The organism is Streptomyces sp. Rer75 (assembly GCF_013414305.1).
In the GTDB taxonomy this organism is placed as follows: Bacteria; Actinomycetota; Actinomycetes; order Streptomycetales; family Streptomycetaceae; genus Streptomyces; species Streptomyces himastatinicus.
In genome coordinates this window covers 1,835,459-1,861,705 of the sequence record NZ_CP058693.1, presented here as the reverse complement: position 1 = coordinate 1,861,705, position 26,247 = coordinate 1,835,459, and the positions used below count along the sequence as shown (strand labels likewise).

The window sequence follows — 26,247 nt, the reverse complement described above, 5'->3', positions numbered from 1 at the left end:
GTGGTCGGCGCCCTGCCTCTCAGGCCGCCTGCTCCATCTCACCGCGCAGCGCCCGCGTGTACACCCCGAGCAGCCGCCCGTACTCCGCCCGCTCGGCAGGCCGCAGAGCCCGCCCGGCCCGGGCCCGCAGGAACACGCGGATCGCCTCGTTGGCCTGGTCGGTGGAAGTCGTCACTAAGGCAGGGGTCTGGGGAGTAGGAGTCGGACGCATGACCAATAGAGTAGGGGCAGCCAGTGACAATCGCTGTGGCCCAAACCTCTCAACTGGCCTGTTACCCCCGGTATGTGAGGAACAACGCATCCGCCGCACGGGTGTTCCCCTGTCGTGCGGTCTGGCATATGCCCCGGCTCTGCCGCGCCCCGGTGAACGGAATCGCCGCAGGTCAGCGCCCTGTCCTTGTCCGTGCGGTCACGTCGTCCGTACGGTCATACCGTCCGTACGGTCACACCGGCCGCGGCCAGCCGGTCCCTCTCCTCGTCCGGCGCCGTCTCGTCCGTGACGACCGCGTCCAGGGCGGAGGCGGCGGTGACGAAGGCCAGGGCGGTGCGGGTGAGTTTGGCGGCCTCCGCGACGGCGATCACGCGGCGGGACGAGGCGATGGCGGCGCGCTTCACGGCGGCGTCGTCCAGGTCGTAGGCGGTCAGCCCGTCGGCGGAGTTCAGCCCGCAGCAGCCGATGACCGCGGTGTCGAAGCGGAGCGCGGCCAGCGACGCCTGGGCCAGCGGGCCGGTCAGCGCCAACTCGCCCTGCCGGGGCCGCCCGCCGGGCACCAGCAGCGTCAGCTGCACCGCCCCGGCCAGCGCGTTCACCGCGTGCAGGGACAGCGGCATCACGGTCAGCCGACGGTGCTCCAGCGCCCGGGCCACCTCCAGGCAGGTGGTGCCGCTGTCGAGGACGACGGACTCCCCGTCGGCGATCAGCCCGGCGACCTCCGCGGCGATGCGCCGCTTGGCGTCCAGCCCCTCCTGGGCGCGCAGCGCGAACGGCGGCTCCTCGCCGCGCAGCAGCAGGCTCCTCGCCCCGCCCCGGTAGCGCTCCAGGACGCCCTGCTCGGCCAGCACCTCCAGGTCGCGCCGGATGGTCATCTCCGAAGCGCCGGTGAGCGCGGCCAGTTCGGCGACCCCGACGCGGCCCGCGCTTCGTACGGCCTCGGTGATCTGCCTCAGTCGATCTGTGCCTGCCATGGCGTGATTGAACACGTCTGACGTTCGAAAGGCAACCTTACGAACGCGATGTTTGTTCGCTACGTTCGAGGCATGGAGAGTACGGAGAACATGGAGAGTGCGGAGAGCGCTGGGAGTTCGCTGCGGGCCGCCCGGCTGGCCACCTTCACCTACTTCGCCCTGAACGGCTTCCTCATGGGGATGTGGATCGTCCACATCCCCGGCATCGAACACCGCGCGGGCACCGGCCACGCCTTGTTCGGCTGGCTCCTTCTCCTCCTCGGCGCGGGAGCCTTCGGGGCCATGCAGATCGCGGGCCCCCTCACCGACCGTTTCGGCGCCCGCGTCGTCGTACCGCTCGGCGCGGCGCTGTGCAGCGCCACCCTGATCCTGCCGGGCCTGGCCACCAACGCCTGGACGCTGGGGGCGGCACTGCTGGTGCTCGGCGTGGGCAACGGCTGCCTGGACGTCAGCATGAACGCCCATGCCGTCCAGGTGGAACGCGGCTACGGACGGCCCGTCATGTCCGCCTTCCACGCCACCTACTCGCTCGGCGGCGTCCTCGCCTCGCTCGTCGGCGCCCGCACCCTCGGCTGGGGCTGGAGTCCCGCGGCGACCCTGACCGCGGCGGCGGCCCTCGGCCTCGCGGTCACGGCGGCGGCGTCCCGCGCACTGCTGGGGCGGCCCGCCACTGCCCCGGGCCCCGACGCTCCTGTGGTGAAGACCCGGTATCGCACGCCCCGCCGCATCTGGGTGCTGGCCGCCCTGGCGCTGATGATCATGCTGTGCGAGGGCGTGGCCAACGACTGGAGCGTGCTCCATCTGCGCAACGTCCTGGACGCGCCCGCCGCCACCGCCGCCCTCGCCTTCGGAGCCTTCGCCACCGCCATGACGACAGGGCGCCTGCTCGCCGACCGAGTGGCCGCCCGGCTCGGCCCGGTGGCCATCCTCCGCTACGGCGCCTCCGCGGCCGCCCTCGGCATGACCGTGGCCGCTCTCTCGCCCTGGATCCCCCTGGCGCTGCTCGGCTGGACCGTGTTCGGCGCCGGACTCTCCGGCTGTGTCCCCCAACTCTTCAGCGCCGCGGGCCACACCGACCAGTTCACCGCCGGAGCCAACGTCTCCCGCGTCGCCGGTCTCGGCTACCTCGGCATGCTCGCGGGCCCCGCCGTCATCGGCCCGCTGACCCACCTCGTACCGCTCAACCTCACCTTCTTCCTCCCCGTCGCCTTCTGCGTGATCGCCGCGTGCGCGGCGGGCATCCTGCGGACCCCCGGGGCGGTGCGGAAAAGCAGTTGCCCCCGTCGCCGTACGGCGGTCGGATAGTGCCCCATGAGCCCAGTGCCCCTCGTCGACGACACCCTCGTACGGCGGCTGATCACCGGACAATTCCCGCAATGGGCGGGGCTGGACGTTGAACGGCTCCCGTCCGGCGGCACCGTCAACGCCGTATACCGGCTGGGCGATGCCATGGCCGTACGGCTACCGCTGGTGGCGGGCGGAGCCTCGGACGTGGCGACGGAGCGGCACTGGCTGCACCGCCTCGCACCCCTGCTGCCCGCGGCCATCCCCGAGGTGCTCGGCACCGGGGAGCCCGCCGAGGGATACCCCTGGCCGTGGTCGGTGCACCGCTGGTTGGCGGGGGAGAACCCGAAGGAGGGGGCACTGAGCGAGCCGTTGCTGCTGGCCAAGGACCTTGCCGAGTTCGTGGCGGCGATGCGCGGTGTCTCCCTGCCGGACGCACCGAACGCCTACCGCGGCGGCCCCCTCGCCACGCTCGACGCGGAGACCCGAGCGGCGATCGAGCAACTGCGCGCCATCCCTGACGAAGACATCGACTGCGACGCCGCACTCGCCATCTGGAACGACGCCCTGCGCACCCCCGACTGGCCCGGCCCGCCGGTATGGCTGCACGCCGACCTGATGCCGGGCAACCTGCTGGTGGACGGGAGTGGGAGGCTGACCTCGGTGATCGACTTCGGCTGCATGGGTGTGGGCGACCCGGCCTGCGACCTGTTCCCCGCCTGGGGTCTCCTGCCGACCGATGCGCGGATGGTCTTCCGCGAGGCGCTGGCCGTGGACGACGCGACCTGGATCCGCGGCCGCGCCCGGACCCTCTCCCAGGCCCTGATCGCCCTGCCGTACCACCGGAAGACGAACCCAACGATGGCGCGCAACGCCCGCCACGTGATCCGGGCGGTACTGGGGGAGGGCTGAAGCGCCCTCAGTCGGATCGGCTCCCCAGATAGGTGTCGAGCGCGGCCGCGCCCGTCAGCATCGCCCGGCCCTGTGCCGTCAGCCGGTCGCGCCACTCCCGCAGCGTCGCCTGGAGCGGCTCCGGTCCGCCTGCCGCCCGAACCCGCTCCAGCACCCGCGCGATCTGCTCCAGTCCGTGCCCGCCGCGCCGCAGTTGGTGGGCCAGCAGTACGTCACGCACGTCGGCGGAGGTATAGATGCGGTAGCCGGTGCGTGGGTCGCGCCGGGGCACGATCAGCCCGGCTCGCTCCCACTTGCGCAACGTCGCCGGCCGGATGCCGAGCCTGCGCGCAAGCGGCCCGATGAACGTCACAACCGGCTCAACCGACTCCGGCTCGCGTGGCGGCGCCAGGTCGCGCAGCGCCTCTTCCACGTCCTCCAGCGTGCGCCGGTCTTCGGCCAGCTGCGTGTGGCTCTCGTCGATGAGCCGCAGCGCCTCCTCGACCGCGTCGCCGTTCACGGCCCGCATGATCGCTCCGGCCGTCGCGTGGCCATGCGCCGGGATCAGCGCCAGGAACGTCCGCAACGCCGCCGCATGGCGCGGCGCGTAGACGCGGTAGCCACTCGCCGAGCGCTCGGCGAGTGGCAGGATCCCCGACTCCTCGTAGTTGCGCACCGCCTGCGTGGACAGGCCGTGCTCGCGCGCCAGATCGATGGGCCGCAACCGCATTTTGAAGGTTCGTCCTCGTCCACAGGGGAAAATGCCGCCAAAGTTTACACCGAGAGTTCAACGATACGGTTGAAGTCATGACGGCCACCATCCAGGACGCCGCCCGTCCCTTCACCGGCGGCGCCCTCACCACGCTCCTGTCTCCCGCCACCCGCCTGCTTGGCCTCGGCGAGCCCACTCACGGCGTCGAAGCCTTCCCCGAACTGCGCAACGAGTTCTTCCGCCACCTCGTCGAACACGAGGGTTACCGCTCGATCGCCATCGAGAGCGACTGCCTGTCGGCCCTGGTCGCCGACGCCTACGTCACCGACGGGACCGCGACCCTCGACGATGCGATGAGCCGCGGCTTCAGCCACGGCTTCGGCGCCTCATCCGCCAACCGCGCGCTCCTGCGCTGGATGCGTGCCCACAACGAACAGCGTCCCCCGCACGAGCGGCTCCGCTTCTACGGCTTCGACGGCCCCCTGGAAATCACCGGCGCCGCCGCACCCCGCCCCGCCCTGATAGCACTGCACGACTACCTCGCCACCCACCTCGACCTGCCCTGGAACCGCGCCACCCTCGACGAACTGCTCGGCCCCGACGAGCACTGGACCAACCCCGCCGCCATGATGGACCCCTCCCAGTCCATCGGCGGCACCCCGGAGACCGGGAAGCTGCGCCTGATCGCCGACGACCTGAGCGCGCTGCTCACCGCGCACGCCCCCCACCTGACGGCCGCCACCTCCCCCGGCGAGTTCTGGCACGCCGAACTCCACGCCCGTACCGCCACCGGACTCCTGCGCTACCACGCCGCCATGGCCGACACCGCGCCCACCCGCGTCGGCGCGCTCATGTCGCTCCGCGACGCGATGATGGCCGACAACCTCGACGCCATCGTGCGCCGCGAGGCCCGCCGAGGCCCCACCCTCGCCTTCGCCCACAACGCTCACCTCCAGCGCCACAAGGGCCACCTCAACCTCGCGGGCACGCCGCTCCAGTGGTGGAGCGCGGGCGCCATCATGGGCACCCGCATCGGCGACCAGTACGCCTTCGCCGCCTCCACCTTCGGCACCCGTGGCTCCGACGTCCCCCACCCCGACACCCTCGAAGGCATCCTGTCCCCCCTTCCCCACCCCCGCACCGTCATCGACCCCGCCCGCCTCACCACGACCCTCGCCCGAACCCCAACCCCCCGCACCCCGGCCGACCACACGTACGTGCCCCTCGACCCGACCGCCACGGACCAGATGGACGCCATCGTCTTCGTCAAGGAAATCTGAGCCCGCCCACGGGGGCGCCGGGCCAAGTGGACTCTGTCACCCATGGCGTGCGTCGTCGCGAGCAAGCGCATTGGTCAGAGGCGATCCGCGGAAGTCGGCTGCCGGAATGCGCCTCGCTCGCTCACGCCCACTCGATGATCCAATCCCCCTCGGCGAAGAACGCTTCCAACGACTCACGGTCCTCCACCCAGTAGTCGCCACAGCCGTCCCGGAAGTCTCGATCGCGGGCCATCAAGATCAGATAGCCCGGCGGAGAGTCGGGAAGCTCCTGGATCCTGACGTACTTCCCTGCCTCGTCCCCGGCACGGATGCGTCCGACCGTATCGATCTTCTCCACCATGTCAGCTGAGGCCCTCCCCACGACCCTCTCGGCCCTTGACCTCGTGAGCGGTAGCGATCAAGACGGCGTACTCCTCATGGAAGCTTCGGAATTAGCGCCAGCCATGCGCTGAGGTCGTCTCGGACGGCTCCTTTGCCAAGATAATCCAAAACTTCCTGCAAAGGCGTCAAAATGTTCTTGATGCGACGCATGTGAAGAATCTCGGGCATGGTGAGCCGGTGCCAGGCTTCGGCCGCGTGTGCGACCTCATCGCGATCACAGCCGATGGTCTTGATGGAGCGCACTGCGAGATCTTCCCGGTCCCTCGCGGGGTGTGCCTCTTCTGGGTCGAAATTTTTGATCATGTACGAACGGGAGAGCGCTTCCTCACCCATGGCGTCATACCGATTGACGCCACCTTCGCTGCACTTTAGGCGGGCGATCCGCACGGCGAGATCCCCCCAGTTGGTGCGCTGGCCGTCTGCAAGGCGATGATTTTGCACCTTGCCGACACACAGCTCGCGAGCAGCGGCCATAATTGTGTGGCGAACTGCGGTCTGGGTGTCGCGGAGAGCAACTCCTCTACGTCTTCGGCAGGCATGCGCGAGACAGCAGTGGTGGCGATATTGGATATGGCTTCCATTTTATCCGAGGAGGGGAGAAGGTTATGGCGGAACCGTCGAACATAATTCCTGAACGAATAATACTCCCAATCGGCAATAAAATGATGCCTTTAGGTCGGATCCCGACGAGCGCTGTCGGGACGCCTCTGGTGACCGCGTCAATTACGGCCTGCATCAATTGCTTGCCCTTGCCCTTGTCCGGCTCCCGGTAGGCAGCGACGGTCCGCTGGTGGATGCGAAGACCGGGCTGGCGAGGCTGCTGGACATGGTCGAGGGGCGCTCGAAGGCAGTGTTCAAGCAGTGGCTCGCCGGGCGCCCGAAGGCCTGGTCCGCCGGGATCGAAGTGGTCGCGACGGATGGGTTCACCGGGTTCAAGACCGCCGCCGAAGTCCCTGACGCGGTCCCGGTGATGGACCCGTTCCATGTCGTCTGCCTCGCCGGCGACCGCTCTACAAACCCGCCGCACCCTGCACACCGGCGTGGGCCTTCTCGCCGAGAAGCAGCGCACCCGGCTGGAGACGGTGTTCGCCGTCGATGGGCGGTCGCGCGGCGCGGTGAAATTGCCGTCAGTGCGCTAGATTTCCGTGCGGGGTTGGCTAGGGTTTTGCAGTTAATTATTCTTGATCCGTCGAAGAGGTATCGGCGACAGTCACTTGCCCGTCCTGCAGGAATTCGAAAATGAGTCGCTGGGCAGGGCAGAATATCCAAAAATCTGGGCCGACCTCCAAGATTTCATGCGAGTGATCGGCGGCAGACTTGGCGGATAGGGTGACTGACGGCATGACGAGTGTGCCCCAGAAAATTGTGACTTCCGCTTCGGGGGGCAACAGCCTCGTCAGTAGGTCACTGACTTTCCGGGCGCCATCCTCTTCGTCCGTAAAATATGAACGATCGGAGTAGTGCGCGTCGTCCCACTCGATCGTCCCGGCGGATGAGTGAGGAAATCGGTTCAAGCTAGTCGACTCGAATTCTCGGGACTCGTGGAAGTCTAGAATCTTGATCGGGCCGCCTATATGTGCACTGCTTCTTATGAATTTGGGTAGAAGGTCTCTGCGGGTCCCGTAAGCGCTTGCCGGTGTCATGTGTTCCTCTCCAGCAGCTTGATGAAGTCAGCTTCCGAGCCGTTCCAGGGCACTGCCCATTTTTGGCTGGATGAGCCCTTGCCGATCATGATGTTGATGTGGGGTCCCTTTTCTGGGTCAAAGTCCATCCTGAACTGTTTGAATACTCCATCGACTCTTGTTGTGAACCCAACGATCTTGCCGTAGGTCGATGTTGCTTTCTCAAGCCGACCTACAAGCGGTACGCGGGTACCGGAATCCACATCCCCAAGCAGGTCCAGGGCCTTATTGCGCGCCTGTTCGAAGTGTTCGAATGGATCAAGAACAGTTTCCTTTGGCGGGTAGGGGCCGAGGCCGAGGGGATCCGCCCAGGTGTGGGGGTTATGGACGTAGGTTGCGGGGTTGGGGGCGGGGGTTAGGCCTAGGGGGTCGGGGGAGAGGTAGCGGGCGGAGTCGGGGTCGTAGTAGCGGTGGAAATTGTAGTGGAGGCCGGTTTCGGGGTCGAAGTATTGGCCGGGGAAGCGGAGGGGGGTGTAGGCGGTGCTGTTGGCGGCCCAGGTGGTGGTGCCCCAGAGGGTGGAGCGGGTGTGCCAGGCGATGGTGCCTGATTCGTCGACGAGTTCAGTGGGGGTGCCGACGAGGTCGGTGATGATGGCGAAGAATCGGGCGTCGATTTCGCGTTGGGTGGTGGCTTCGGTGATGCGTTCGGTCTGGGCTATGGGGCGCAGGCCGTCGTGGTCCCAGGTGAGGGTTATGGGGTTGGGGAGGTCTGGGGTGGCGGTGGTTTGTTCTATGAGGGTGGGGCCGTCCCACGTGAAGTCTGTTTGCTCCAGGACGGTTTCGCCGTCGGTGGCGAGGCGTTGCTTTGTGGTGCGGCGGCCGAAGGGGTCGTAGAGGTAGCGCCAGAGGGTTCCGTCGGGGGTGGTGACGGTGGTGAGGCGGTCTTCGGCGTCCCAGGTGTACTGCCAGGTGTCGGGTTTGCGGGACAGGCGGGTCTTCTGGCGGAGGGTTAGGCGGCCCGCTTCGTCGTGTTCATAGCGGATGGCGCCCGCGCGGGTGATACGGGTGCCGGTGTAGGTGCGTTCGCCGGTGGCTTCCTGGGGGGGGCACCCTTGGTGGGCCAGGTCGCTTGGGTTGGGTTGCCTGCTTCGTCGTAGGCGTACGTCTCGGTCCAGCCAGTGGCCCGGACGGTCGTCACGCGGCCTGCCGCGTCCAGGTCGAAGGTGCTCGGGCCGTTCAGACGGTCGTTCACGGCGGTGACGTTGCCGTCTGCTCGGTAGGTGTAGGCGCGATGCTGAACCGAGTTGTCGGTCACCCTGGTCCACGACTTTGAGGTCAGGCGGCCCAGCGCGTCCCATGTTGCCTATACGAAGTGTGTGTCTCGCGGCCTGGCGCACGTATGCGCAGGGCTGCCGCCGAGAGACGTGAGTGGGAACTACAGTGCGGCGAATCCCTCGTACTTCACCGCGTCGATGAAGGTTGCCCAGGCCACGGTAGTGGAGGTGATGGCGCCACGGCTGCGATCTTTGCTATCGCCCACTGCCATCAAGCCGTCGTCCGTGGACTGTGTCTCGACACAAGTCGGACCTTCACCAGAGCTGCACGACGACTTGTGCCATCGGCTCTCCGGCAGACCGTGACGTATCACGCGCGTGCCTCTTCACTCATGCTCAAGGTCTCGCACGATCGACGAGATCGGCTCCATGGACTGCCGCGACGATAGCGCTGCCGTCCGCAGTCCGTCCAAGGCCCTCCAGTACTTTTCCACGGTCGCATCCTCCTCCAGATACAGAGCACCGTCGAGATGGTCGGTATGCGCGATGTCATGGTTCAAGGGATCGGGGTGCGAGTACAGAGCGAACGCGCCGCCCATACTCGTGTACGCGCCCTGAGAGCTAGACCAGGGGTCGACTCCGCTGTTACGTAGCTCCGCTAAGAAGATGCCAGGATCTTTCGCTTCTCTGCTTCGAAAACCTCACGCGCTTGAGGCTCGTGATCGAAATATGATTCCCAGAACCCTGGCTGGCTCCACGGCTCGGGGCGCAACGCGAACGATCCTGTATCGAACTGAACGTAGCGCCACGTGGGTGGCAAGATGGGGGAAATTACGGTGAACAGCCTGCTGTCGAAAAGAGCGGGCCCTTCTCCTTCAGTGTGCTCGATGCGGAATAGTGCGCTCTTGCCGTGAGGTGCGAAAAGCTCGAGAATGACGTATTCCCCGCCTTCTTTGAGTGCATCCGCGCCTTGCAGGAGCCTGGCATCTGCAGTTCGGGGTGACTCGAATCTGGCGCGCATTTTATTGCTTCCTTCTGTCCATGACGACTTTATAGGCGTAATTCAGCATTCTGCCCGTCTCGGGGTTGTAATAGTAGTGGACTTGGAAATTCCCGTATGGGGACTGATGTGTCCTGGTTGTGTATTTGCCCCAGTCGCTGAGATTACTGCCATCTGACGTCATGTAATGACGGGCTCCGGGATTTTGGATATCGTCACCAGGAATGATGCGACGTGATTCCGCGATCGCCTGCGGGGTGAGCCATCCGTTCTCGTTGAAGAGGGATTCGGCGGATTTCCTTCGGAGGTGATCGGCTAGTTTTTGTCCTTCGGCGGATCCGGGTATGAAGTTTTCGTTTGCGTCTTTCCCTTGCTTGCCGAGTTCGTTCAGGCACTTTGGGGCCAGGCCAAGTGGGTCTGTCCAAGTGTGAGGATTGTGGATGTAGATCGCTGGGTTGTCGGCGGGAAGTAGCCCCAAGGGGTCGGGGGAGAGGTAGCGGGCGGAATCGGGGTCGTAGTAGCGGTGGAAATTGTAGTGGAGGCCGGTTTCCGGATCGAAGTATTGGCCCGGGAAGCGGAGGGGGGTGTAGGCGGTGCTGCTGGCGGCCCAGGTGGTGGTGCCCCAGAGGGTGGAGCGGGTGTGCCAGGCGATGGTGCCTGTTTCGTCGACGAGTTCGGTGGGGGTGCCGACCAGGTCGGTGATGATGGCGAAGAATCGGGCGTCGATTTCGCGCTGGGTTGTCGTTTCGGTGATGCGTTCGGTCTGGGCTATGGGGCGCAGGCCGTCGTGGTCCCAGGTGAGGGTGACCGGGTTGGGGAGGTCTGGGGTGGTGGTGGTTTGTTCTATGAGGGTGGGGCCGTCCCAGGTGAAGTCTGTTTGCTCCAGGACGGTTTCGCCGTCGGTGGCGAGGCGTTGCTTTGTGGTGCGGCGGCCGAAGGGGTCGTAGAGGTAGCGCCAGAGGGTTCCGTCGGGGGTGGTGACGGTGGTGAGGCGGTCTTCGACGTCCCAGGTGTAGCGCCAGGTGTCGGGCTTCTTCGAGAGGCGGGTCTTCTGGCGGAGGGTGAGGCGGCCCGCGGCGTCGTGTTCGTAGCGCAGATTTCCGGCGCGGGTGATGCGGGTGCCGGTGTAGGTGCGTTCGCCGGTGGCTTCGGTGGGATGGGGCGCGGGCCAGGTCGCTTGGGTTTGATTGCCTGCCTCGTCGTAGGCGTACGTCTCGGTCCAGCCAGTGGCTCGGACCGTTGTCACGCGGCCTGCCGCGTCCAGGTCGAAGCTGCTCGGGCCGTTCAGACGGTCGTTTACGGCGGTGATGTTGCCGTCTGCTCGGTAGGTGTAGGTGCGGTGCTGGATGGGGGCTTCGTGGTCGGACACCCCGGCAAGGGATTGGGTGGTCAGGCGGCCCAGGGGGTCCCAGGTGTTGGTGACCGTCAGGGTGTCGCCGATACGGCGGGTGGTCTCGCGGCCCGCCTCGTCGTGTTCGGAGGCCAGCGTGTGGCCACCGGCCGTCAGGGCGGTGCGGTTGCCTGCCGCGTCGTACGCGTACGTCGTCGTCGCGCCCGTCGGGGTGACGCGGCGGGTGCGGCGGCCCAGGGGGTCGTACGAGTGGGCCAGAACGCGGCCGTTCACCATCTCGGACTTGATCCGGCCCACGCGGTCGTGCTGATAGACGACTTCCGTATCTGGTCCGACGGCGGATGTGAGGCGGCCTGCCGGGTCGTAGGTGAAAGTTGTGGTGTGGTCGTCGGCGGTCTTGTGGGTGATCTGGCCTAGCGCGTCGTGTTCGTACGTGACGGACTGGCTGAGGGGATTGGTCCGGCGGATTAGTTGGCCCGCCGCGTCGTGTTCGTACGTGAGCGTGCGGTCGTCGAAGTCCGTCTCGGAGGTCAGGCGGCCAGCGGGGTCGTACTCGTACGACCAGGTCAGGCCTTGCGGATTCGTGACCTGCGTGAGGCGCAGCGACGCGTCGTGCTCGAACTCGTAGCGGACGCCGTCCGGGCCGGTGCGGGCCGCGAGGAGGTCGAAGTGGGTGTACTCGAAGGTCGTGGTGGCGCCGATGGCGTCGGTGTGGGTCGTGCAGTTGCCTTCGCCGTCGTACGTCCAGGTCTCCGTGGAGCCGTCGGGGTTGGTGCGGCGGGTGAGTTTGCCTTCCACCGTCCACGTCAGGTGAGTGGTGGCGCCGACCGCGTCGGTGATCGTGACGGGGCGGCCGAAGGCGTCGCGCTCGTAGCGGGTCACCGCGCCCAGTGGGTCGGTGATCTCCACCGGCAGGCCCGCCTTGTCGCAGCGGACCACCGTGGTTTCGCCCAGCGCGTTGGTGACGGATGACAGGTGGCCGTACGAGTCGTAGGCGTAGTGCGTCGTGTGGCCCGCCGGGTCGGTGGCCGAGGTGCGGCGGCCCGCCTCGTCGAACGTCTGTGTCGAGGTGGCGCCGTCCGGGCCGGTGATGGACGTCGGCAGGCCGAGGTCGTTGTACGTCGCCGTCGACTCGCTGCCGTCCGGGGCGGTGATCCGGATGAGGTGGCCCGCCTCGTCGTACGTCAACTGAGTGGTGTGGCCCAGCGCGTCGGTGCGGGACAGCAGCCGGTCGTGGCGGTCGTAGGTGGAACGGGTGGTGTGGCCCAGGGGGTTGGTCTCGGCGGCCACCTTCCCCGCGTCGTTGATGAAGTAGCGGGTGGTGTGGCCCTCGGGCGTGGTGACCCTCGTGACGCGGTGGCCTGTTGCCTGGTCGACCTCGTCATATGAGATGTGGATGGCTACGTGGCCCGCCTCGCCGCCCTCGGCGATGCAGCGGTCCTGGTTGTCGTACGCGTAGTCGTACCGGCGGTCGTTGGTGTCGATCCACGCTATGACGCGGCGTTCTTCGTCGTATTCGAAGCGCAGGGGGAGTTCGCTGGAGTTGATGACCTCGGTGAGGTTGCCGTCCGTGTAGGCGTAGCGGATCAGCTCCTGGTCGCTGCCGTCCTCGGCCGCGCCCGCCAGGTGGAGCGCAGTGATCCGTCCATCGGCGGTGCTGAGCTTCAGCTCATATCCGGCGCTGTGCGCGATGGCGGTCGGGGTGCCCTCGGCGTCGTACTCGAAGGTGATCCAGTGGCCGGAGCGGTCGGATATCTGCTCCAGCGGGGCGACCCCGTCGCCGCCCGGATCCACGTCCCGTGGACCGTTGAAGTGGCGGACCCGGCCGGTGGCGGGGTCGGTGACGGTGTAGTCGCCCTGGGAGTCGCGTTCGAGGGGCCAGCGGGGGCCCGCGGAGGGGAACGTCGGGACTTCGGGTGCGGGGTGGGGGTATTCGAGGAGCAGACCGTCCTCGCTGACGAAAATGACGCCCTCGGCGTCGATCTCCAGCCGCTGGTCCGCCGTGCTCGACCACGAGGGGCCGAACCACCGGCCCACGCGGTAGCCCGATTCCACCTGGCGGCGGAACACCAGCGGCAGCGCACCCGGCAGGGACACATCCGTCTGCGGGAGGTACATCTTCCCGGTCGCCAGATCGACCGGATCGGTGTTGCCGTTCTCCCTGTTCCTCTGCTCGGTGGTGTTCTCACCGGGCCTGCGGCCCTTCGTCGCTTCGCGAGCCTCATTCAGGTGACGACCATATTTGCCGGCGGTGGCCCCCTTGCGAGCGAGACCAAGGCCCTTCGTACCGAGCAGCTCAGGGAGGGCCCGGCCAAAGCCTTCCGAGGGGTCCTTGGAGAACTCGTTGAACATGTTCTTGAGGGCCGCGCCCGGGTTGCTGGCCACCGTGTGGAGCTGGGCCGCCGTGCTGTTCAGACCCGTGAGGTACTCAGCCGGGTGGGTCAGGTTGTACGGGTCCATGGGATTCAGGCTGCGCGCGAAGGAGTTCAGCCCCGCGACGCCCTTGATGACTCCGCCCGTCAAGTGCATCGCGTCCGCGCCCAGCCCGTCCAGGCCGGCCCCGAACTGCTCGCCGTACGACGGCTTCGGCGGGGCCGCGTCCTTGGCCTGCTGCACCGCCTTGCGTGCCGCGATGACGGCCTCGTCCCGCTGGCGGCGCGCCTCGTCCAGCTTTTCCTGCGCGGCCTTCGCCTTGGCGGTGCCGGGGTCGTGGAACTCGCCCGGCTTGGTGGGCTTCTTGCCCGGGTCCTTGCCGTCGTCCACCTTCGCGTTGTACGCCTCGGCGGCAGTGTTGTACGCGTCCACCTTGGCGTTGTGCGCGGAACGGGCCTCCTCGGACGCGGTCTTGGCCGCCTTGTACGCGTCGATCGCGTCCTGCGCCTGGCCCTGCGCCCACTCCACGGTCCCGGCGAAGTCATCCAGCGCCCCGGCGGCCTTCTTGCACGCGTCCGCGGCCTTGAACCACTCCTTCGGCTTGACCGACACCTCGTCCCGGAAGGCGTCGGCGGCCTCGCCCTTCCAGTGGGAGGAGTCCAGCGCCTTCAGGCCGTTGCCGACCTTCTCGAACGCCGACTGGAAGTCCTTCAGGTGCTTCACCGTGGAGCGGATCCTGCTCACGCTGCCGTAGATCAGCTTCTTGGGGTCCTCGGTCTCCCCGAGCTGCATCTCGGCGACGTCCGCGCCCAGGTAGTTCGCGGCGGAACGGGACTTGTCACGGACGAAGTCCGCCCCGCTCTCCCAGCCGACCTTGTCCAGCCCGTCCGCGGTCTTGTTGCCAGCCCATTCGACGCCGTCGCCGACGAGCTCCCCGCCCTTCTCGACGGCGTCGTCGACGAAGTCGGGGGTCAGGTCCCAGCCCATCAGCGGTCGCCCCTCTTGGCGCTCTCCTCGGCAGCCTGGTCGACGAAATGCTGAATGCCGGTCGACTTCTGGGACGTCTCCTCACGTGCGGCATCCCATGCCTTCTCGGAGTCGGCCGCGCTCTTCTCGAAGGACTCCTTGCTGTAGTCCGGCGTCCAGGTGTCGACCGAGATCAGCTCCCCCATGTCCTGCTTCACGACCGTCTTCTCATCCAGGTGCGGATTGCCCAGCATCGAGTTCGCGGCCACCTTGAACGTCCCCTGGGCGTACTGCTCCTGCTCCCACTGCGAGCCGGCCGCCAGTCCCACCTTCTCCGCGAGCTTGCTGGCGTCCTCGATCAGGCCGCGCACACCCCAGTCCCACAGCTCGCAGAAGTCCTCGAAGTCCTTGGCCAGTCCGTTGTGTCCGGCCTCCATGGACGTCATGGACAGTTCCTCGAACCCCGCCCCCGTCTCGGCATCCGACGCCGAGGCAATGTCCCTCAGCTCGCCGATCGCCGCCCGCAGGCCCTTCACGATCTCGGCCTGCGAATCCTTGTCGAAGGCCAGGTCTATGTTGCCGCCCTTGGCGCCGCCGCCGCTCACCGCTCGTCCTCCCCGTTCGACACGGCCCCCATCCAACCAGCACCGTACGACACGTGGTCACCGCGAGCGACGGAGGGTGTGCGGCGTGTTCGAATACGTGGAGGATACGTCGAGGGCCTCAGTCCGCTACGAGGACCGCTTCCAGGGTGCGGGGGCCGTGGACGCCCTCCACGCGGTCCAGTTCGATGTCGCTCGTCGCCGACGGGCCCGAGATCCAGGTCAACGGGCGGGCTGGGTCGAGGCGTTCGAGGGCCTGCGGGACCGAGTCCACCACCTGGGCCGGGACGCGGATCACGCAGATGTGGTGGTCGGGGACGAGGGAGATGCGGCGGCGGCCCTGGTCGGTGTCGGCGTCCAGGACGATGGTGCCGGTCTCGGCGATGGCCACCGCGCAGGCGGTGACCACGCTGGACACGTCGTCCAGGTCGTGGGGGGTCTGGTCGGGGGAGTCCGTCAGCCGTACGACGTCGGTCGCGGACAGCCACTCGGCGGGCAGACCGGACGGGGCGACCACGCTCGTCGCACCGCGCGCGGTGAGCAGGCTCGCGATCAGGGCGGGCAGCTCGGAGGCCGTGGTGCGGTGGACGATCGCGCGGTAGTCGGCGAGGTTCTCGGCGAGCAGGTCGACCGTCTCGGCGGTGGTGCGGTCGCCGTGAACGCGGTGGTACGTACGGTCGACCGCGACCTCGGCCGGTGTCTCCGCGCGCGGCACATCGGCCAGGGCGCGGCGGATACGGGCCATCACCAGGGCTCGGGAACTCATGGTGTTTTCCTCGCGTCGTGGTCATGGGCGGATTGCGTGGTGCCCCGCGTCCGTTGCCACCAGTCGCGGAACGACTCCGCGGGCACCTTCGGCAGGTCCCGCGTGTCGCTCCACGCCCGTCCCGGCCCGGGCAGGCGGCGCGGGTGGAAGCGGCGGGTGCGGGCGGCCAGGCGCTGGCCGGTGCGGAGCACCCCGGGGTGGTCCAGGGCCCAGCGCGCGGCCCGCATGGCGGCCCGCTCCGCGGCGTGGCCCTTGGCGGGCTTGACCACCGCGCGGGTGCCGCGCACCGACGCCGGGCCGCCCTCGACCACCCGCTCGCGCAGGTGCACCAGGATCTCGGGGATGTCGATGGCCACCGGGCACACCTCGTAGCACGCACCGCACAGGGACGACGCGTACGGCAGGGAGGCGTCCAACTCGCTCTGGGTGCCGCGCAGTTGCGGGGTGAGGATGGCGCCGATCGGGCCCGGGTACGCCGAGCCGTACGCATGGCCGCCGGCCCGCTCGTACACCGGGCACACGTTCAGACACGCCGAACAGCGGATGCAGCGCAGCGCCTGGCGGCCCACGGTGTCCGCGAGGGTGTCGGTGCGGCCGTTGTCCAGCAGGACGAGGTGGAAGGCGCGCGGGCCGTCGCCGTCCGTGGTGCCGGTCCAGGTGGAGGTGTACGGGTTCATCCGCTCCGCGGTCGAGGAGCGGGGGAGGAGCTGGAGGAAGACCTCCAGGTCCTGGAAGGTGGGGACCACCTTCTCGATGCCGACGACGGAGATCAGCGTCTCGGGGAGGGTCAGACACATCCGGCCGTTGCCCTCGGACTCGACGACGACCAGGGTGCCGGTCTCCGCGATCATGAAGTTGGCGCCGGAGATCCCCACCTTGGCGTTCAGGAACTTCTCGCGGAGGTGGAGACGGGCGGCTTCCGCCAGATCGGCGGGGGCGTCGGTCAGGCCCTCGGGGGCCGGGCGGCCCCACCCTGCCATCCGCTCGGTGAAGATGTCGCGGATCTCGCCGCGGTTGCGGTGGATCGCCGGGACCAGGATGTGGGACGGGAGGTCGTCGCCGAGCTGCACGATCAGCTCGGCGAGATCGGTTTCGTACGCGGTGATCCCGGCGGTGGCGAGCGCGCCGTTCAGCCCGATCTCCTGCGTTGCCATCGACTTGACCTTGACGACCTCGCGTTCGCCCGTGGCCCGCACCAGGTCGGTGACGATGCGGTTCGCCTCGTCGGCGTCCGCCGCCCAGTGCACCTGGCCCCCGGCCGCCGTGACCGCGTTCTCCAGCTGCTCCAGGTAGTGGTCGAGATGGCGCAGCGTACGGTCCTTGATGGCCGCGCCCGCGGCGCGCAGCCGCTGCCAGTCGTCCAGCTCGGACACGGCCGTGGCGCGCTTCGCGCGGATGGTGTGCGTGGCGTGGCGCAGGTTGGCGCGCAGCTGGGTGTTGCGGGTGGAGGCGTCGGCCGCCGCCGGGAAGGCGGGCATCCCCAGATAGGTGGCTTGGTGGGTTCCGCTCACCAGACGTCTCCTTCCGTGCTGGCCAGGATCTCGGCGATGTGCACCGGGCGGACCGCCGAACCCTGGCGGGCGAGGGTGCCGCCGATGTGCATCTGGCAGGAATTGTCGACCGTGCAGACCGCCTCGGCGCCGGTCGCCGTGATGTTGCGCGCCTTGTCCGCGCCCATCGCCGCCGACACGGCCGCGTTCTTGACCGCGAACGTGCCACCGAAACCGCAGCACTCCTCCGCGCCCGGCAACTCCACCAGGTCCAGCCCCTTGACGGCGGAGAGGAGGGTGCGCGGGCGGTCGCCCAGGTGGAGCATGCGCAGACCGTGGCAGGTGGGGTGGTACGTGACGGTGTGCGGGTAGTAGGCGCCGACGTCCGTCACCTTGAGCACCTCGGTGAGGAACTCCGTCAGCTCGTACGTCTTCGGGACGACGGTGGCCGCCAGGTCCGCCAGCTCCTGGCCACGGCCCTCGGCGGCGGCCTTCGCGCCCATCCTCGGATAGTTGTCGCGCACCATCGCGGCGCACGATCCGGAGGGCGTGACGATGTAGTCGTAGCCGCGGAACGCGGTGGCGTAGCGGCGCAGGAGGGGCTCGGTGTCGTGGCGGTAGCCCGTGTTGAACTGCGGCTGGCCACAGCAGCTCTGCTCGGGCGGGAAGCCCACCTCCACGCCCAGCCGCTCCAGCAGGGTGACCACGGCCTGGCCGGTGCGCGGATAGAGCGTGTCGTTGACGCAGGTGATGAAGAGCGCTACCCGCACGGTTCCTCCTCGGCCGCCTCGGCCTCCTCGGTCGCGGTGACCTGTGCGCCTTCCAGGCGGGACGCTGCCCTGTCCCACGCCGAGTGATCACCCGTGGGCTCATACTGCCTCAGTGGCTGGGTGCTGTGAAGCAGCGCGCGGAGTTCCGGCAGCCCGCCGCTGATCGTTCCGGCCGTGCGCGCCTGGATCAGGACGTTTCCGAGCGCCGCCGCCTCGGCCGGGCCCGCGACCACCGGGAGGCCGCAGGCGTCGGCGGTGAGCTGGCACAGCAGGGTGTTGTGCGCGCCACCGCCGACGATGTGCACGGTGTCGACCGTACGGCCCGACAGGCGGACGGCGTCCTGGAGCGCACGGCGGTGCGCCAGGGCGAGGGAGTCCATAACGCAGCGTGTCGTCTCGGCGGGGGTACGGGGCGCGGGCTGGCCGGTGCGGTGGCAGGCGGCGGCGATGCGATCGGGCATGTCGCCGGGGGCGATGAACGCCGGGTCGCCCGCGTCCACGACGGAGCGCAGGGGGGTGGCGTGGGTTGCTGCTTCGAGGAGGGCGGGGAGGTGGTGTTGTTCTCCGGTGTTTTCCCAGGTGCGCAGGCACTCCTGGAGCAGCCACAGGCCCATGATGTTGCGCAGGTAGCGCACCGTGCCGTCCACGCCCAGCTCATTGGTGAAGTTCGCCAGCCGGCTCGCCTCGGTGAGGACCGGCGCGTCCAGCTCCAGCCCGGCCAGCGACCACGTGCCGGTGGCGATGTACGCGAAGCGGGGGCTCGTGGCGGGGACTCCGACCACGGCGGAGGCGGTGTCGTGCGAGCCGACCGCGGTCACGGGCGTGGGGTGCGGGAGGCCGGTTGCGGCGAGGACGTCCGGGAGGAGGGTTCCGGCGGGGGTGCCGGGGTTCCGGAGGGGTGGGAAGAGGGCGAGGTCGATGCCGAGCGTGTCCGCGATGTGGGGGGACCAGGTGCGGGTGCGGGGGTCGATGAGCTGGGTGGTGGAGGCGTTCGTCAGCTCCGTGCCCGCCTCGCCCGTCAGCCAGTACGCGATGAGATCGGGGATGAGGAGCAGGCGGTGGGCGGCGGCCAGGGCGGGGGTGCCCCGGGCGGCGATGAGCTGGTAGATCGTGTTGAAGGGGAGGTGCTGGAGGCCCGTCGCCGCGTAGAGGGCCGGGGGTGGGATGGCCGCCGAGACGGTGTCCGCCGCGTCGGCGGTGCGGGTGTCGCGGTAGTGGACGGGGTTGCCGAGGAGCGAGCCGGTGGCGTCGAGCAGGCCGTAGTCGACCGCCCAGCTGTCGATGCCGATGCTGGTCAGGGGTGCGGCCCCTGTGGTTGCCGCTGCGGCTGCCTCTGCGGCTGCCTTGAGACCGGTCAGGACGCCCTGGTGGAGGGACAGGATGTTCCAGTGCAGGGTGCCGGAGAGGCGCACCGGTTCGTTGGGGAAGCGGTGCACCTCCTGGAGCGTCAGCGTGTCCGGGGTGACCCGGCCGACCATGACGCGGCCGCTGGACGCACCGAGGTCCACGGCGGCGAAGCGGTGTTCTTTGGACACGTTGACCTCGTGGTGGGGTGGGCGGTTTTGTGGTTGCGGTGTTCGGTTCGGGGCGGGGCCGGGGCCTCCGGGGCGGGGTCCTGGACCGTATATTTTTGGCGCCGGTGCTCGGAGACGTGAGGTGGGCCGGAAGCAGGCGCCACAAATACACGTCAGCGTCCAGGACCCCACCCCTGCGACCCCGTCCCCCTCACGCGCGCGTCAGCGCAGGAACGCCGCCGCGACCCCCGCGTCGACCGGGATGTGCAGGCCCGTGGTGTGGGACAGATCGCCACCGGTGAGCGCGAAGACCGCGTTCGCCACGTGGGACGGGAGCACCTCGCGCTTGAGCAGGGTGCGCTGGGCGTAGAACTCGCCCAGCTTCTCCTCGGGCACCCCGTACACCGCGGCGCGCTGCGCGCCCCAGCCGCCCGCGAAGATGCCGCTGCCCTGGACGACGCCATCGGGGTTCACCCCGTTGACGCGGATGCCGTGACCGCCCAACTCGGCGGCGAGGAGGCGTACTTGGTGTGCCTGATCGGCCTTGGTGGAGGAGTACGCGATGTTGTTGGGGCCCGCGAAGACCGCGTTCTTGGAGGCGATGTAGACGATGTCGCCGCCCTTGTTCTGGGCGATGAACACGCGGGCCGCCTCGCGGGAGGCGAGGAAGGAACCGCGCGCCATGATGTCGTGCTGGAGGTCCCAGTCCTTGGCGGTGGTGTCGAGGAGTGGCTTGGAGATGCTGATCCCGGCGTTGTTGACCAGGAGATCCACGCCGCCGAAGGCCAGGACCGCGGTGGTGAAGGCCTCGTTGATGTCGTCTTCTTTGGTGACGTCTGCTGTTACGGGGATTGCCTTGTCCGGGCCGCCCAGCTCTTGGGCCACGGCTGCCGCTGAGTCCGCGTTCAGGTCCGCCACCACTACGCAGGCGCCCTCTGCCACCAGGCGGTGGGCGATCGCCTTGCCGATGCCCGAACCCGCGCCGGTCACCAGGGCGACGCGGGTGGCGAGGGGCTTGGGCTTCGGCATGCGCTGGAGCTTGGCCTCTTCGAGTGCCCAGTACTCGATGCGGAACTTCTCCGACTCCTCGATGGGCGCGTAGGACGAGACCGCCTCGGCGCCCCGCATCACGTTGATCGCGTTGACGTAGAACTCGCCCGCGACCCGGGCCGTCTGCTTGTCCTTGCCGTAGCTGAACATGCCCACCCCGGGGATCAGCACGATCGCCGGATCCGCGCCGCGCATCGCCGGGGAGTCGGGGGTGGCGTGGCGGTCGTAGTAGGCCGCGTAGTCGGTGCGGTAGGTGGCGTGGAGTTCCTTGAGGCGAGTGATTGTCTCGTCGAGGGGGGTGTTCGGGGGGAGGTCCAGCACGAGGGGGCGGACCTTCGTGCGGAGGAAGTGGTCCGGGCACGAGGTGCCCAGCAACGCCAGGCGGGGGTGTTCCGCGCGGGAGACGAAGTCCAGCACGGTGTCGCTGTCCGTGAAGTGGCCCACCTGCGGGCGGTCCGTGGAGGCCAGGCCGCGGATCACGGGCGCGAGGGCGGCGGCGCGGGCACGGCGCTCGGCCGGGGGGAGGGGGGCGTGGACTACGGGGCCGAAGGGGTCTGTCCTGCCGCGTTCGGCGAGGAACTTCTCGGCGGTGCGGATGATGCGTAGGGAGTTGGCTTCGCATTCGGTGGAGGTGTCGCCCCAGGCGGTGATGCCGTGGCCGCCGAGGATGCAGCCGATGGCCTGGGGATTGGCCTTCTTGATGGCGGCGATGTCCAGGCCCAGCTGGAAGCCGGGGCGGCGCCAGGGCACCCAGACCACCTGATTGCCGAAGCACTCCTTGGTGAGCGCCTCGCCGTCGGCGGCGCAGGCGAGGGCGATGCCGGAGTCGGGGTGGAGGTGGTCCACATGGGCGGCGTCGACCAGGCCGTGCATGGCGGTGTCGATGGACGGCGCCGCGCCGCCCTTGCCGTGGAGGCAGTAGTCGAACGCGGCGACCATCTCGTCCTCGCGCTCCACCCCCGGGTAGACGCCGGTGAGCGCGCGGAGGCGGTCCAGGCGGAGCGCGGCGAGACCGGCGGGGGCGAGGGTGCCCAGGTCGCCGCCCGAGCCCTTGACCCACATCAGCTCGACGTCCTGTCCGGTGACGGGGTCGGTGTCGGTGCCCTTGGCGGAGGTGTTGCCGCCCGCGTAGTTGGTGTTGCGCGGATCGGCACCGAGGCGGTGGCTCCGCTCCAGCAGCGTGGCCGCCTCGGGGTGGAGTTCTGCGGTCATGTCGTCCTCTGTGTGGGGTGCGGACCTGTCTGGGGAGGAAGGGGCGGGGATACGGCGGGCGTTACGCGCCCCAGCCCGCCTGTTGGCCGCCCACGCGCTCCGCGACGATCCGGTCCGCCCAGCCGGACGCCCGGTACGCGGCCATCGGGTCGGGGCCGATGCCCAGTTCCTCGCGGACCTCGGCGAGGAGGGGGCGTACGTCGGTGTTGTACGCGTCCATCAGGACCGCGTTGGCGCCGAGGACGTCGCCCGACCGCTGGGTGGCGGCGAGGGCGTCGCGGTCGACCAGGAGGGCCTTGGCGGTGGCCTCCTGGACGTTCATCACCGAGCGGATGATCGCCGGGATCTTGGGCTCGATGTTGTGGCACTGGTCGAGCATGAAGGCGATGTCCGGGGTGAGGCCGCCGCCGCGGATGACCTCGTACATGATGCGGAACAGCTGGAACGGGTCGGCGGCGCCGACCATGAGGTCGTCGTCGGCGTAGAAGCGGGAGTTGAAGTCGAAGGCGCCGAGCTTCTTCTCGCGGAGGAGCAGCGCGACGATGAACTCGATGTTGGTGCCCGGGGCGTGGTGGCCGGTGTCGACGCAGACCTGGGCCTTGGGGCCGAGCTTCAGGCAGTGGGCGTAGGCGGTGCCCCAGTCCGGGACGTCGGTGGTGTAGAAGGCGGGCTCGAAGAACTTGTACTCCAGCAGCATGCGCTGGTCGTCCCCGAGCCGGTCGTAGACGGTGTTCAGGGCCTCGGCGAGGCGGTCCTGGCGGGCGGCGATGTCGTCCTGACCGGGGTAGTTGGTGCCGTCGGAGAACCAGAGCTTGAGGTCGCGGGAGCCGGTGGCGTCCATGATGTCGACGCATTCCAGGAGGTGGTCCACGGCCTTGCGGCGGACCGCCGGGTCGGGGTGGGTGACCGAGCCCAGCTTGTAGTCGTCGTCCTGGAAGACGTTGGAGTTGATCGCTCCCAGCTTCAGCCCGCGCTCCTGGGCGTACTTGGCGAGCGCCGCGTAGTCGTCGACCTTGTCCCAGGGGATGTGCAGGGCGACGGTGGGGGCGACGCCGGTGAAGGCGTGCACCTGGGCGGCGTCGTCCAGCTTCTCCTGGGGGGTGCGGGGGACACCGGGCTGGGCGAAGACCTTGAAGCGGGTTCCGGAGTTGCCGTACGCCCATGACGGCGTCTCGATCGCCTGGCTCTTGAGGGCTGCCTTCACGGCCGAAACGTCAGACATGGGTCTCCTTGGGAGTGAAACGATTCAAGAAAGCTAAGCGTGCAGGTCGGTGCGCGTCAAGAAGCGGTACGAACCCGAGCCCGCGGCGTACACCGCGCAGCCGTCGGCCAGCCGCAGGAACCGGGCGCCCCGCTGGACCACGTCGGTTTCGCGGCGCGCGGGCACCCAGATCTCCGCGGTGGTGTTGACCGGTACCGAGACGGCGAGCGTGAACTGCCCGTCCCGCTGTGACCAGCGTGTGGTGATCGGCCCGTAGAGGGAGTCGTGGCGGCCCTCGGCGAAACGCACCTCGCCGCCGGGGCGGGGCCGGACGAGGATCCGGCGGAAGCCGGGGGCGGCGGGGGCGATGCCGGTGATGTTCTGGTACATCCACTCGCCGACCGAGCCGTAGGCGTAGTGGTTGAAGGAGTTCATCCCGACGTCCTGGAAGCCGCCGTCCGGCTTGATGGAGTCCCAGCGCTCCCACATCGTGGTCGAGCCCCGGTCGATCTGGTAGCCCCAGGAGGGGAAGGTGCGCTGCTGGAGGAGGCGGTGGGCCAGGTCGGTGTGCCCGGTCGCGGTGAGCGTCGGGAGCAGCCGTGGGGCGCCGAGGAAGCCGGTGGACAGGTGTCCGTCGCGGGCCTCGATCAGGGCGACGAGGCGGTCGGCCGCCGGGCGGCGAAGGGTGGCGGGCAGCAGGTCCATGGAGAGCGCCAGGACGTAACCCGTCTGGGTGTCGCCCTTGACCTTGCCGCCGGCGGAGACGTACGCGGCGGTGAACGCGCTCTTGATGCGGGCCAGCAGGTCCTCGTAGGGGGCGGGGTCCTCGCGGAGGACGTGTGCCGTGCGGGCGACGAGGTCGGTGGCGTGGGCGAAGTAGGCGGTGCCGATGACGTCCTTGGGGGTCTCGGCGTCCACGTTGAGCCAGTCGCCGTAGCCCTCGGCGGGGCGCAGCAGGCCCGAGCTGTGCTTCTCCAGGTAGGCGATCCAGCCGCGCATGGCGGGCCAGTTCTCGCGCAGGACCCGGGTGTCGCCGTACGCCTGGTACAGGTTCCAGGGGACGGTCACCCCGGCGTCGCCCCAGCCCGCGGTGCCGCTGCCGAGGCCGCTGACGACCGGGGCCACGTCGGGGAAGGCGCCGTCCGCGCCCTGTCCGTCGCGCAGGTCCTGGAGCCATTTGGTGAGGAAGCGGGCCGACTCCATGGTGTACGCGGCCGTGCCGGAGAAGACGTTGATGTCGCCGGTCCAGCCGAGCCGTTCGTCGCGGGCCGGGGTGTCGGTGGGGACGGAGAGGAAGTTGCCGCGCTGGCCCCAGGTGATGTTGGAGTGCAGTTGGTTCAGCATCGGCACGTCGGTGCGGAAGGACATGGTGAACGGGGCGGCGGTGTGCATGACCCGGCCGGTCACCGCGTCGAGGGGCGGTGTGCCGGGGTAGCCGGTGACCTCGACGTAGCGGAAGCCGTGGAAGGTGAAGCGCGGTGCGTAGGTCTCGGTACCACCGCCCTTCAGGGTGTACGTGTCGGCGGGGTGGGCGGTGCGCAGATTGGCCGTGTACGCGGTGCCGTCGGGGTTCAGCACTTCGGCGTGGCGGATCCGGACCGTGTGGCCGGCCGGTCCCGAGACGGTGAGGCGCACGCTGCCGACCATGTTCTGGCCCAGGTCGAAGAGGTGCACCCCGGGGGCGGGTTCGGTGCGTTTGATGGGTTTCAGCTCGCGTTCCACCCGGGTCGGCGCGTCGACCTGGGCCACCACCTCGGTGGTGATGTCCGCGGCGGTGGTGGCGGGCCGCCATCCGGTGTCGTCGAAGCCCGGTGAGGTCCAGCCCGGGGTCTCCTTGCGGGCGTCGTACGCCTCGCCCATCAGCAGGTCGGCGGTCAGCAGCGGGCCGGTGGCGGCGCGCCACGCGGGGTCGGTGGTGACGCGCTCGGTGCTGCCGTCGGTGTACGTGACCTCCAGCTGGGCGAGCAGCGCGGGGTGGGTGCCGTACTGGTGCTGGCCGAGCCAGGCGACGTTGCCGGCGTACCAGCCGGGGGCGAGGGTCACGCCGATGGCGTTGGTGCCGCGCCGCAGCGCGTCGGTGACGTCGTACGTCTGGTACTGCACGCGTTTGCGGTAGTCGGTCCAGCCGGGGGTCAGTTGGTCGTGGCCGACGCGGACGCCGTTGAGGTGGGCCTCGTAGAGGCCGAGCGCCGTGGCGTACAGCCGGGCGCGGGCGACGGGCTTCCGCTCGAGCCGGAAGGTGCGGCGCAGCTGGGCGGGCGACTGTTGCGGCAGCACCCTGCCCCACGGCCCGCCGCCCCAGGGGGCGAGTTCCTCGGCGGTGGTCCAGCCGCTGTCGTCGTGGCCGGGGGAGGTCCAGGTGTCGGGTGGCCGGCGGTCGGTGGTGCGCCAGGTCCGGTCCGTGTGGTGGTGGGTGGTGCCGTCCTCGGTGGTGAGTTCCAGGGTGGCCAGCAGACCGGCCGGGCCCTGCTCGGCGTTGGTGGCCGCGATCGCGAGGGTGGCCGCTCCTCGGCGCAGGTGTTCGGTGACGTCGACGGTGACCGGGTGGGCCCACGCCTTGGCCACGCCCAACGCCTCGCGGGCGGCGACCTCGGTGCCGTCCACGTGGGCGGTGAAGCCGTCGTCGGCCGCCACGACCAGGCGGGCGCGCCGGACGGTGCCGGTGGTCCGGACGGTGGTGCGGAACCAGCGGGTGGCCGCCGGGGCGTCGGCGGCCGGATCGCCTTCGGGGAACCAGATCCAGGTGGCGCCGTCCAGTTGCGGGGGCGCGGTCAGCTCGGCGGGCGCGGTGATCCAGTGCGCCCGCCACTGCCCGGCGCCGAGCAGTCCGGTCTCCCACCAGTCGGGGGCGGACCACGGGGAGGGGCGGCCGCGGTCGTCCCAGACGCGTACGGACCAGTGGTAGCGGGTGCGCGGGCGCAGGGCCGGGCCGTCGTAGCGGACCAGGACCGACTGGCTCGATTTCCGCTTGCCGCTGTCCCAGACGTCCGGGTCGCCGAGCCGGTCCGGGGAGGTGGCGATCCGGATGCGGTAGGCGCTCTGCGACTGGTTGCGGGCGTCGGATTCGAGGATCCAGCTCAGCCGGGGGTGGGGTGTGTCCAGGCCGAGCGGCTGGGTGGCGTACTCGACCGCGGTGCTCCGGATCCGCAGTCCCGCGGTGGGGCGGTTCTCCGCGGTGGCGGAGGGGGCGAGTGCGGGCAGACCCGTGAGGGCCGTACCGGTGGCAGCGGTGGTGGCGAGCAGGTGGCGTCTGCTGATCACGAGCTTCCTCCAGGGACGGCTGGATGAAAACGATTCAACCGAGCAGGCGCCTGGACCGTAGG

Annotated in this window: 20 protein-coding genes and 2 pseudogenes; 4 read left to right on the top strand and 18 right to left on the bottom strand. The window is 69.1% G+C overall.

Annotated features, from left to right (window positions below):
* Positions 1 to 19: 19 nt before the first annotated feature.
* Positions 20 to 175: a hypothetical protein gene (locus HYQ63_RS07320; protein WP_246096865.1), complete on the bottom strand. Its 156-nt coding sequence runs from the start codon at positions 173 to 175 to the stop codon at positions 20 to 22.
* Positions 176 to 426: 251 nt separating this feature from the next.
* Complete coding sequence (locus HYQ63_RS07315) at positions 427 to 1,185, bottom strand: DeoR/GlpR family DNA-binding transcription regulator (RefSeq protein WP_179933097.1); 759 nt, start codon at positions 1,183 to 1,185, stop codon at positions 427 to 429.
* Between the two features lie 72 nt (positions 1,186 to 1,257).
* Between HYQ63_RS07315 and HYQ63_RS07310 the strand changes: the two genes are divergently transcribed.
* A complete protein-coding gene (locus tag HYQ63_RS07310) occupies positions 1,258 to 2,490 on the top strand; it encodes an MFS transporter (protein ID WP_257231695.1) in 1,233 nt (410 codons plus the stop codon).
* A gap of 6 nt (positions 2,491 to 2,496) precedes the next feature.
* Entirely contained in the window at positions 2,497 to 3,381 is an 885-nt protein-coding gene (locus tag HYQ63_RS07305; protein ID WP_179933096.1) for an aminoglycoside phosphotransferase family protein, read from the top strand.
* 7 nt (positions 3,382 to 3,388) lie between these two features.
* Here the strand turns inward: HYQ63_RS07305 and HYQ63_RS07300 are convergent, their stop codons facing one another.
* Positions 3,389 to 4,090 carry a TioE family transcriptional regulator gene (locus HYQ63_RS07300; protein ID WP_179933095.1) on the bottom strand — a complete coding sequence of 234 codons (702 nt, stop codon included), beginning with the start codon at positions 4,088 to 4,090 and terminating at the stop codon, positions 3,389 to 3,391.
* A gap of 77 nt (positions 4,091 to 4,167) precedes the next feature.
* Here HYQ63_RS07300 and HYQ63_RS07295 point away from each other — a divergent pair, with 77 nt between their 5' ends.
* Entirely contained in the window at positions 4,168 to 5,352 is a 1,185-nt protein-coding gene (locus HYQ63_RS07295; RefSeq protein ID WP_179933094.1) for an erythromycin esterase family protein, read from the top strand.
* Positions 5,353 to 5,473: 121 nt separating this feature from the next.
* Here HYQ63_RS07295 and HYQ63_RS07290 read toward each other — a convergent pair whose 3' ends face one another.
* Entirely contained in the window at positions 5,474 to 5,692 is a 219-nt protein-coding gene (locus HYQ63_RS07290; protein WP_179933093.1) for a hypothetical protein, read from the bottom strand.
* A gap of 74 nt (positions 5,693 to 5,766) precedes the next feature.
* Positions 5,767 to 6,207, bottom strand: a complete 441-nt coding sequence (locus tag HYQ63_RS07285; protein WP_179933092.1) for a hypothetical protein — start codon at positions 6,205 to 6,207, stop codon at positions 5,767 to 5,769.
* Positions 6,208 to 6,535: 328 nt separating this feature from the next.
* Between HYQ63_RS07285 and HYQ63_RS07280 the strand changes: the two are divergent.
* Positions 6,536 to 6,830: pseudogene (locus HYQ63_RS07280) on the top strand (transposase); the annotation flags it as partial.
* 542 nt (positions 6,831 to 7,372) lie between these two features.
* Here the strand turns inward: HYQ63_RS07280 and HYQ63_RS07275 are convergent.
* The 13 genes and pseudogenes from HYQ63_RS07275 to HYQ63_RS07220 form a co-directional block, all read right to left on the bottom strand.
* Positions 7,373 to 8,712: pseudogene (locus HYQ63_RS07275) on the bottom strand (RHS repeat-associated core domain-containing protein); the annotation flags it as partial.
* A 78-nt stretch (positions 8,713 to 8,790) separates the two neighbouring features.
* On the bottom strand, positions 8,791 to 9,003 hold the full coding sequence (locus HYQ63_RS07270; protein ID WP_179933091.1) for a DUF397 domain-containing protein: 213 nt from the start codon (positions 9,001 to 9,003) through the stop codon (positions 8,791 to 8,793).
* Between the two features lie 12 nt (positions 9,004 to 9,015).
* Positions 9,016 to 9,297: a Scr1 family TA system antitoxin-like transcriptional regulator gene (locus tag HYQ63_RS45915; protein ID WP_373689203.1), complete on the bottom strand. Its 282-nt coding sequence runs from the start codon at positions 9,295 to 9,297 to the stop codon at positions 9,016 to 9,018.
* Positions 9,288 to 9,650: a hypothetical protein gene (locus HYQ63_RS07265; RefSeq protein ID WP_179933090.1), complete on the bottom strand. Its 363-nt coding sequence runs from the start codon at positions 9,648 to 9,650 to the stop codon at positions 9,288 to 9,290. The genes HYQ63_RS45915 and HYQ63_RS07265 overlap by 10 nt, the downstream gene beginning before the upstream one ends.
* Before the next feature lies 1 nt (position 9,651).
* The gene (locus HYQ63_RS07260; RefSeq protein WP_179933089.1) at positions 9,652 to 14,340 is read right to left on the bottom strand and encodes a putative T7SS-secreted protein; all 4,689 of its coding nucleotides are present in this window, start codon (positions 14,338 to 14,340) and stop codon (positions 9,652 to 9,654) included.
* Positions 14,340 to 14,924, bottom strand: a complete 585-nt coding sequence (locus tag HYQ63_RS07255; RefSeq protein WP_179933088.1) for a hypothetical protein — start codon at positions 14,922 to 14,924, stop codon at positions 14,340 to 14,342. Before HYQ63_RS07255 ends, HYQ63_RS07260 begins: the two co-directional genes overlap by 1 nt.
* A gap of 118 nt (positions 14,925 to 15,042) precedes the next feature.
* Entirely contained in the window at positions 15,043 to 15,687 is a 645-nt protein-coding gene (locus tag HYQ63_RS07250; RefSeq protein ID WP_179933087.1) for an LUD domain-containing protein, read from the bottom strand.
* Positions 15,684 to 17,165, bottom strand: a complete 1,482-nt coding sequence (locus HYQ63_RS07245; protein WP_179939839.1) for a lactate utilization protein B — start codon at positions 17,163 to 17,165, stop codon at positions 15,684 to 15,686. The genes HYQ63_RS07250 and HYQ63_RS07245 overlap by 4 nt, the downstream gene beginning before the upstream one ends.
* Before the next feature lie 29 nt (positions 17,166 to 17,194).
* Positions 17,195 to 17,947 (bottom strand): (Fe-S)-binding protein, encoded by a 753-nt coding sequence (locus HYQ63_RS07240; RefSeq protein ID WP_179933086.1) that lies wholly within the window; start codon positions 17,945 to 17,947, stop codon positions 17,195 to 17,197.
* Positions 17,938 to 19,425, bottom strand: a complete 1,488-nt coding sequence (locus HYQ63_RS07235) for a rhamnulokinase family protein (protein WP_179939837.1) — start codon at positions 19,423 to 19,425, stop codon at positions 17,938 to 17,940. The genes HYQ63_RS07240 and HYQ63_RS07235 overlap by 10 nt, the downstream gene beginning before the upstream one ends.
* Positions 19,426 to 19,683: 258 nt before the next feature.
* Positions 19,684 to 21,723, bottom strand: a complete 2,040-nt coding sequence (locus HYQ63_RS07230; RefSeq protein ID WP_179933085.1) for a bifunctional aldolase/short-chain dehydrogenase — start codon at positions 21,721 to 21,723, stop codon at positions 19,684 to 19,686.
* Positions 21,724 to 21,784: 61 nt separating this feature from the next.
* Entirely contained in the window at positions 21,785 to 22,945 is a 1,161-nt protein-coding gene (gene rhaI / locus HYQ63_RS07225; protein WP_179933084.1) for an L-rhamnose isomerase, read from the bottom strand.
* Between the two features lie 33 nt (positions 22,946 to 22,978).
* Positions 22,979 to 26,185 carry an alpha-L-rhamnosidase gene (locus tag HYQ63_RS07220; RefSeq protein WP_179933083.1) on the bottom strand — a complete coding sequence of 1,069 codons (3,207 nt, stop codon included), beginning with the start codon at positions 26,183 to 26,185 and terminating at the stop codon, positions 22,979 to 22,981.
* Positions 26,186 to 26,247: the final 62 nt, after the last annotated feature.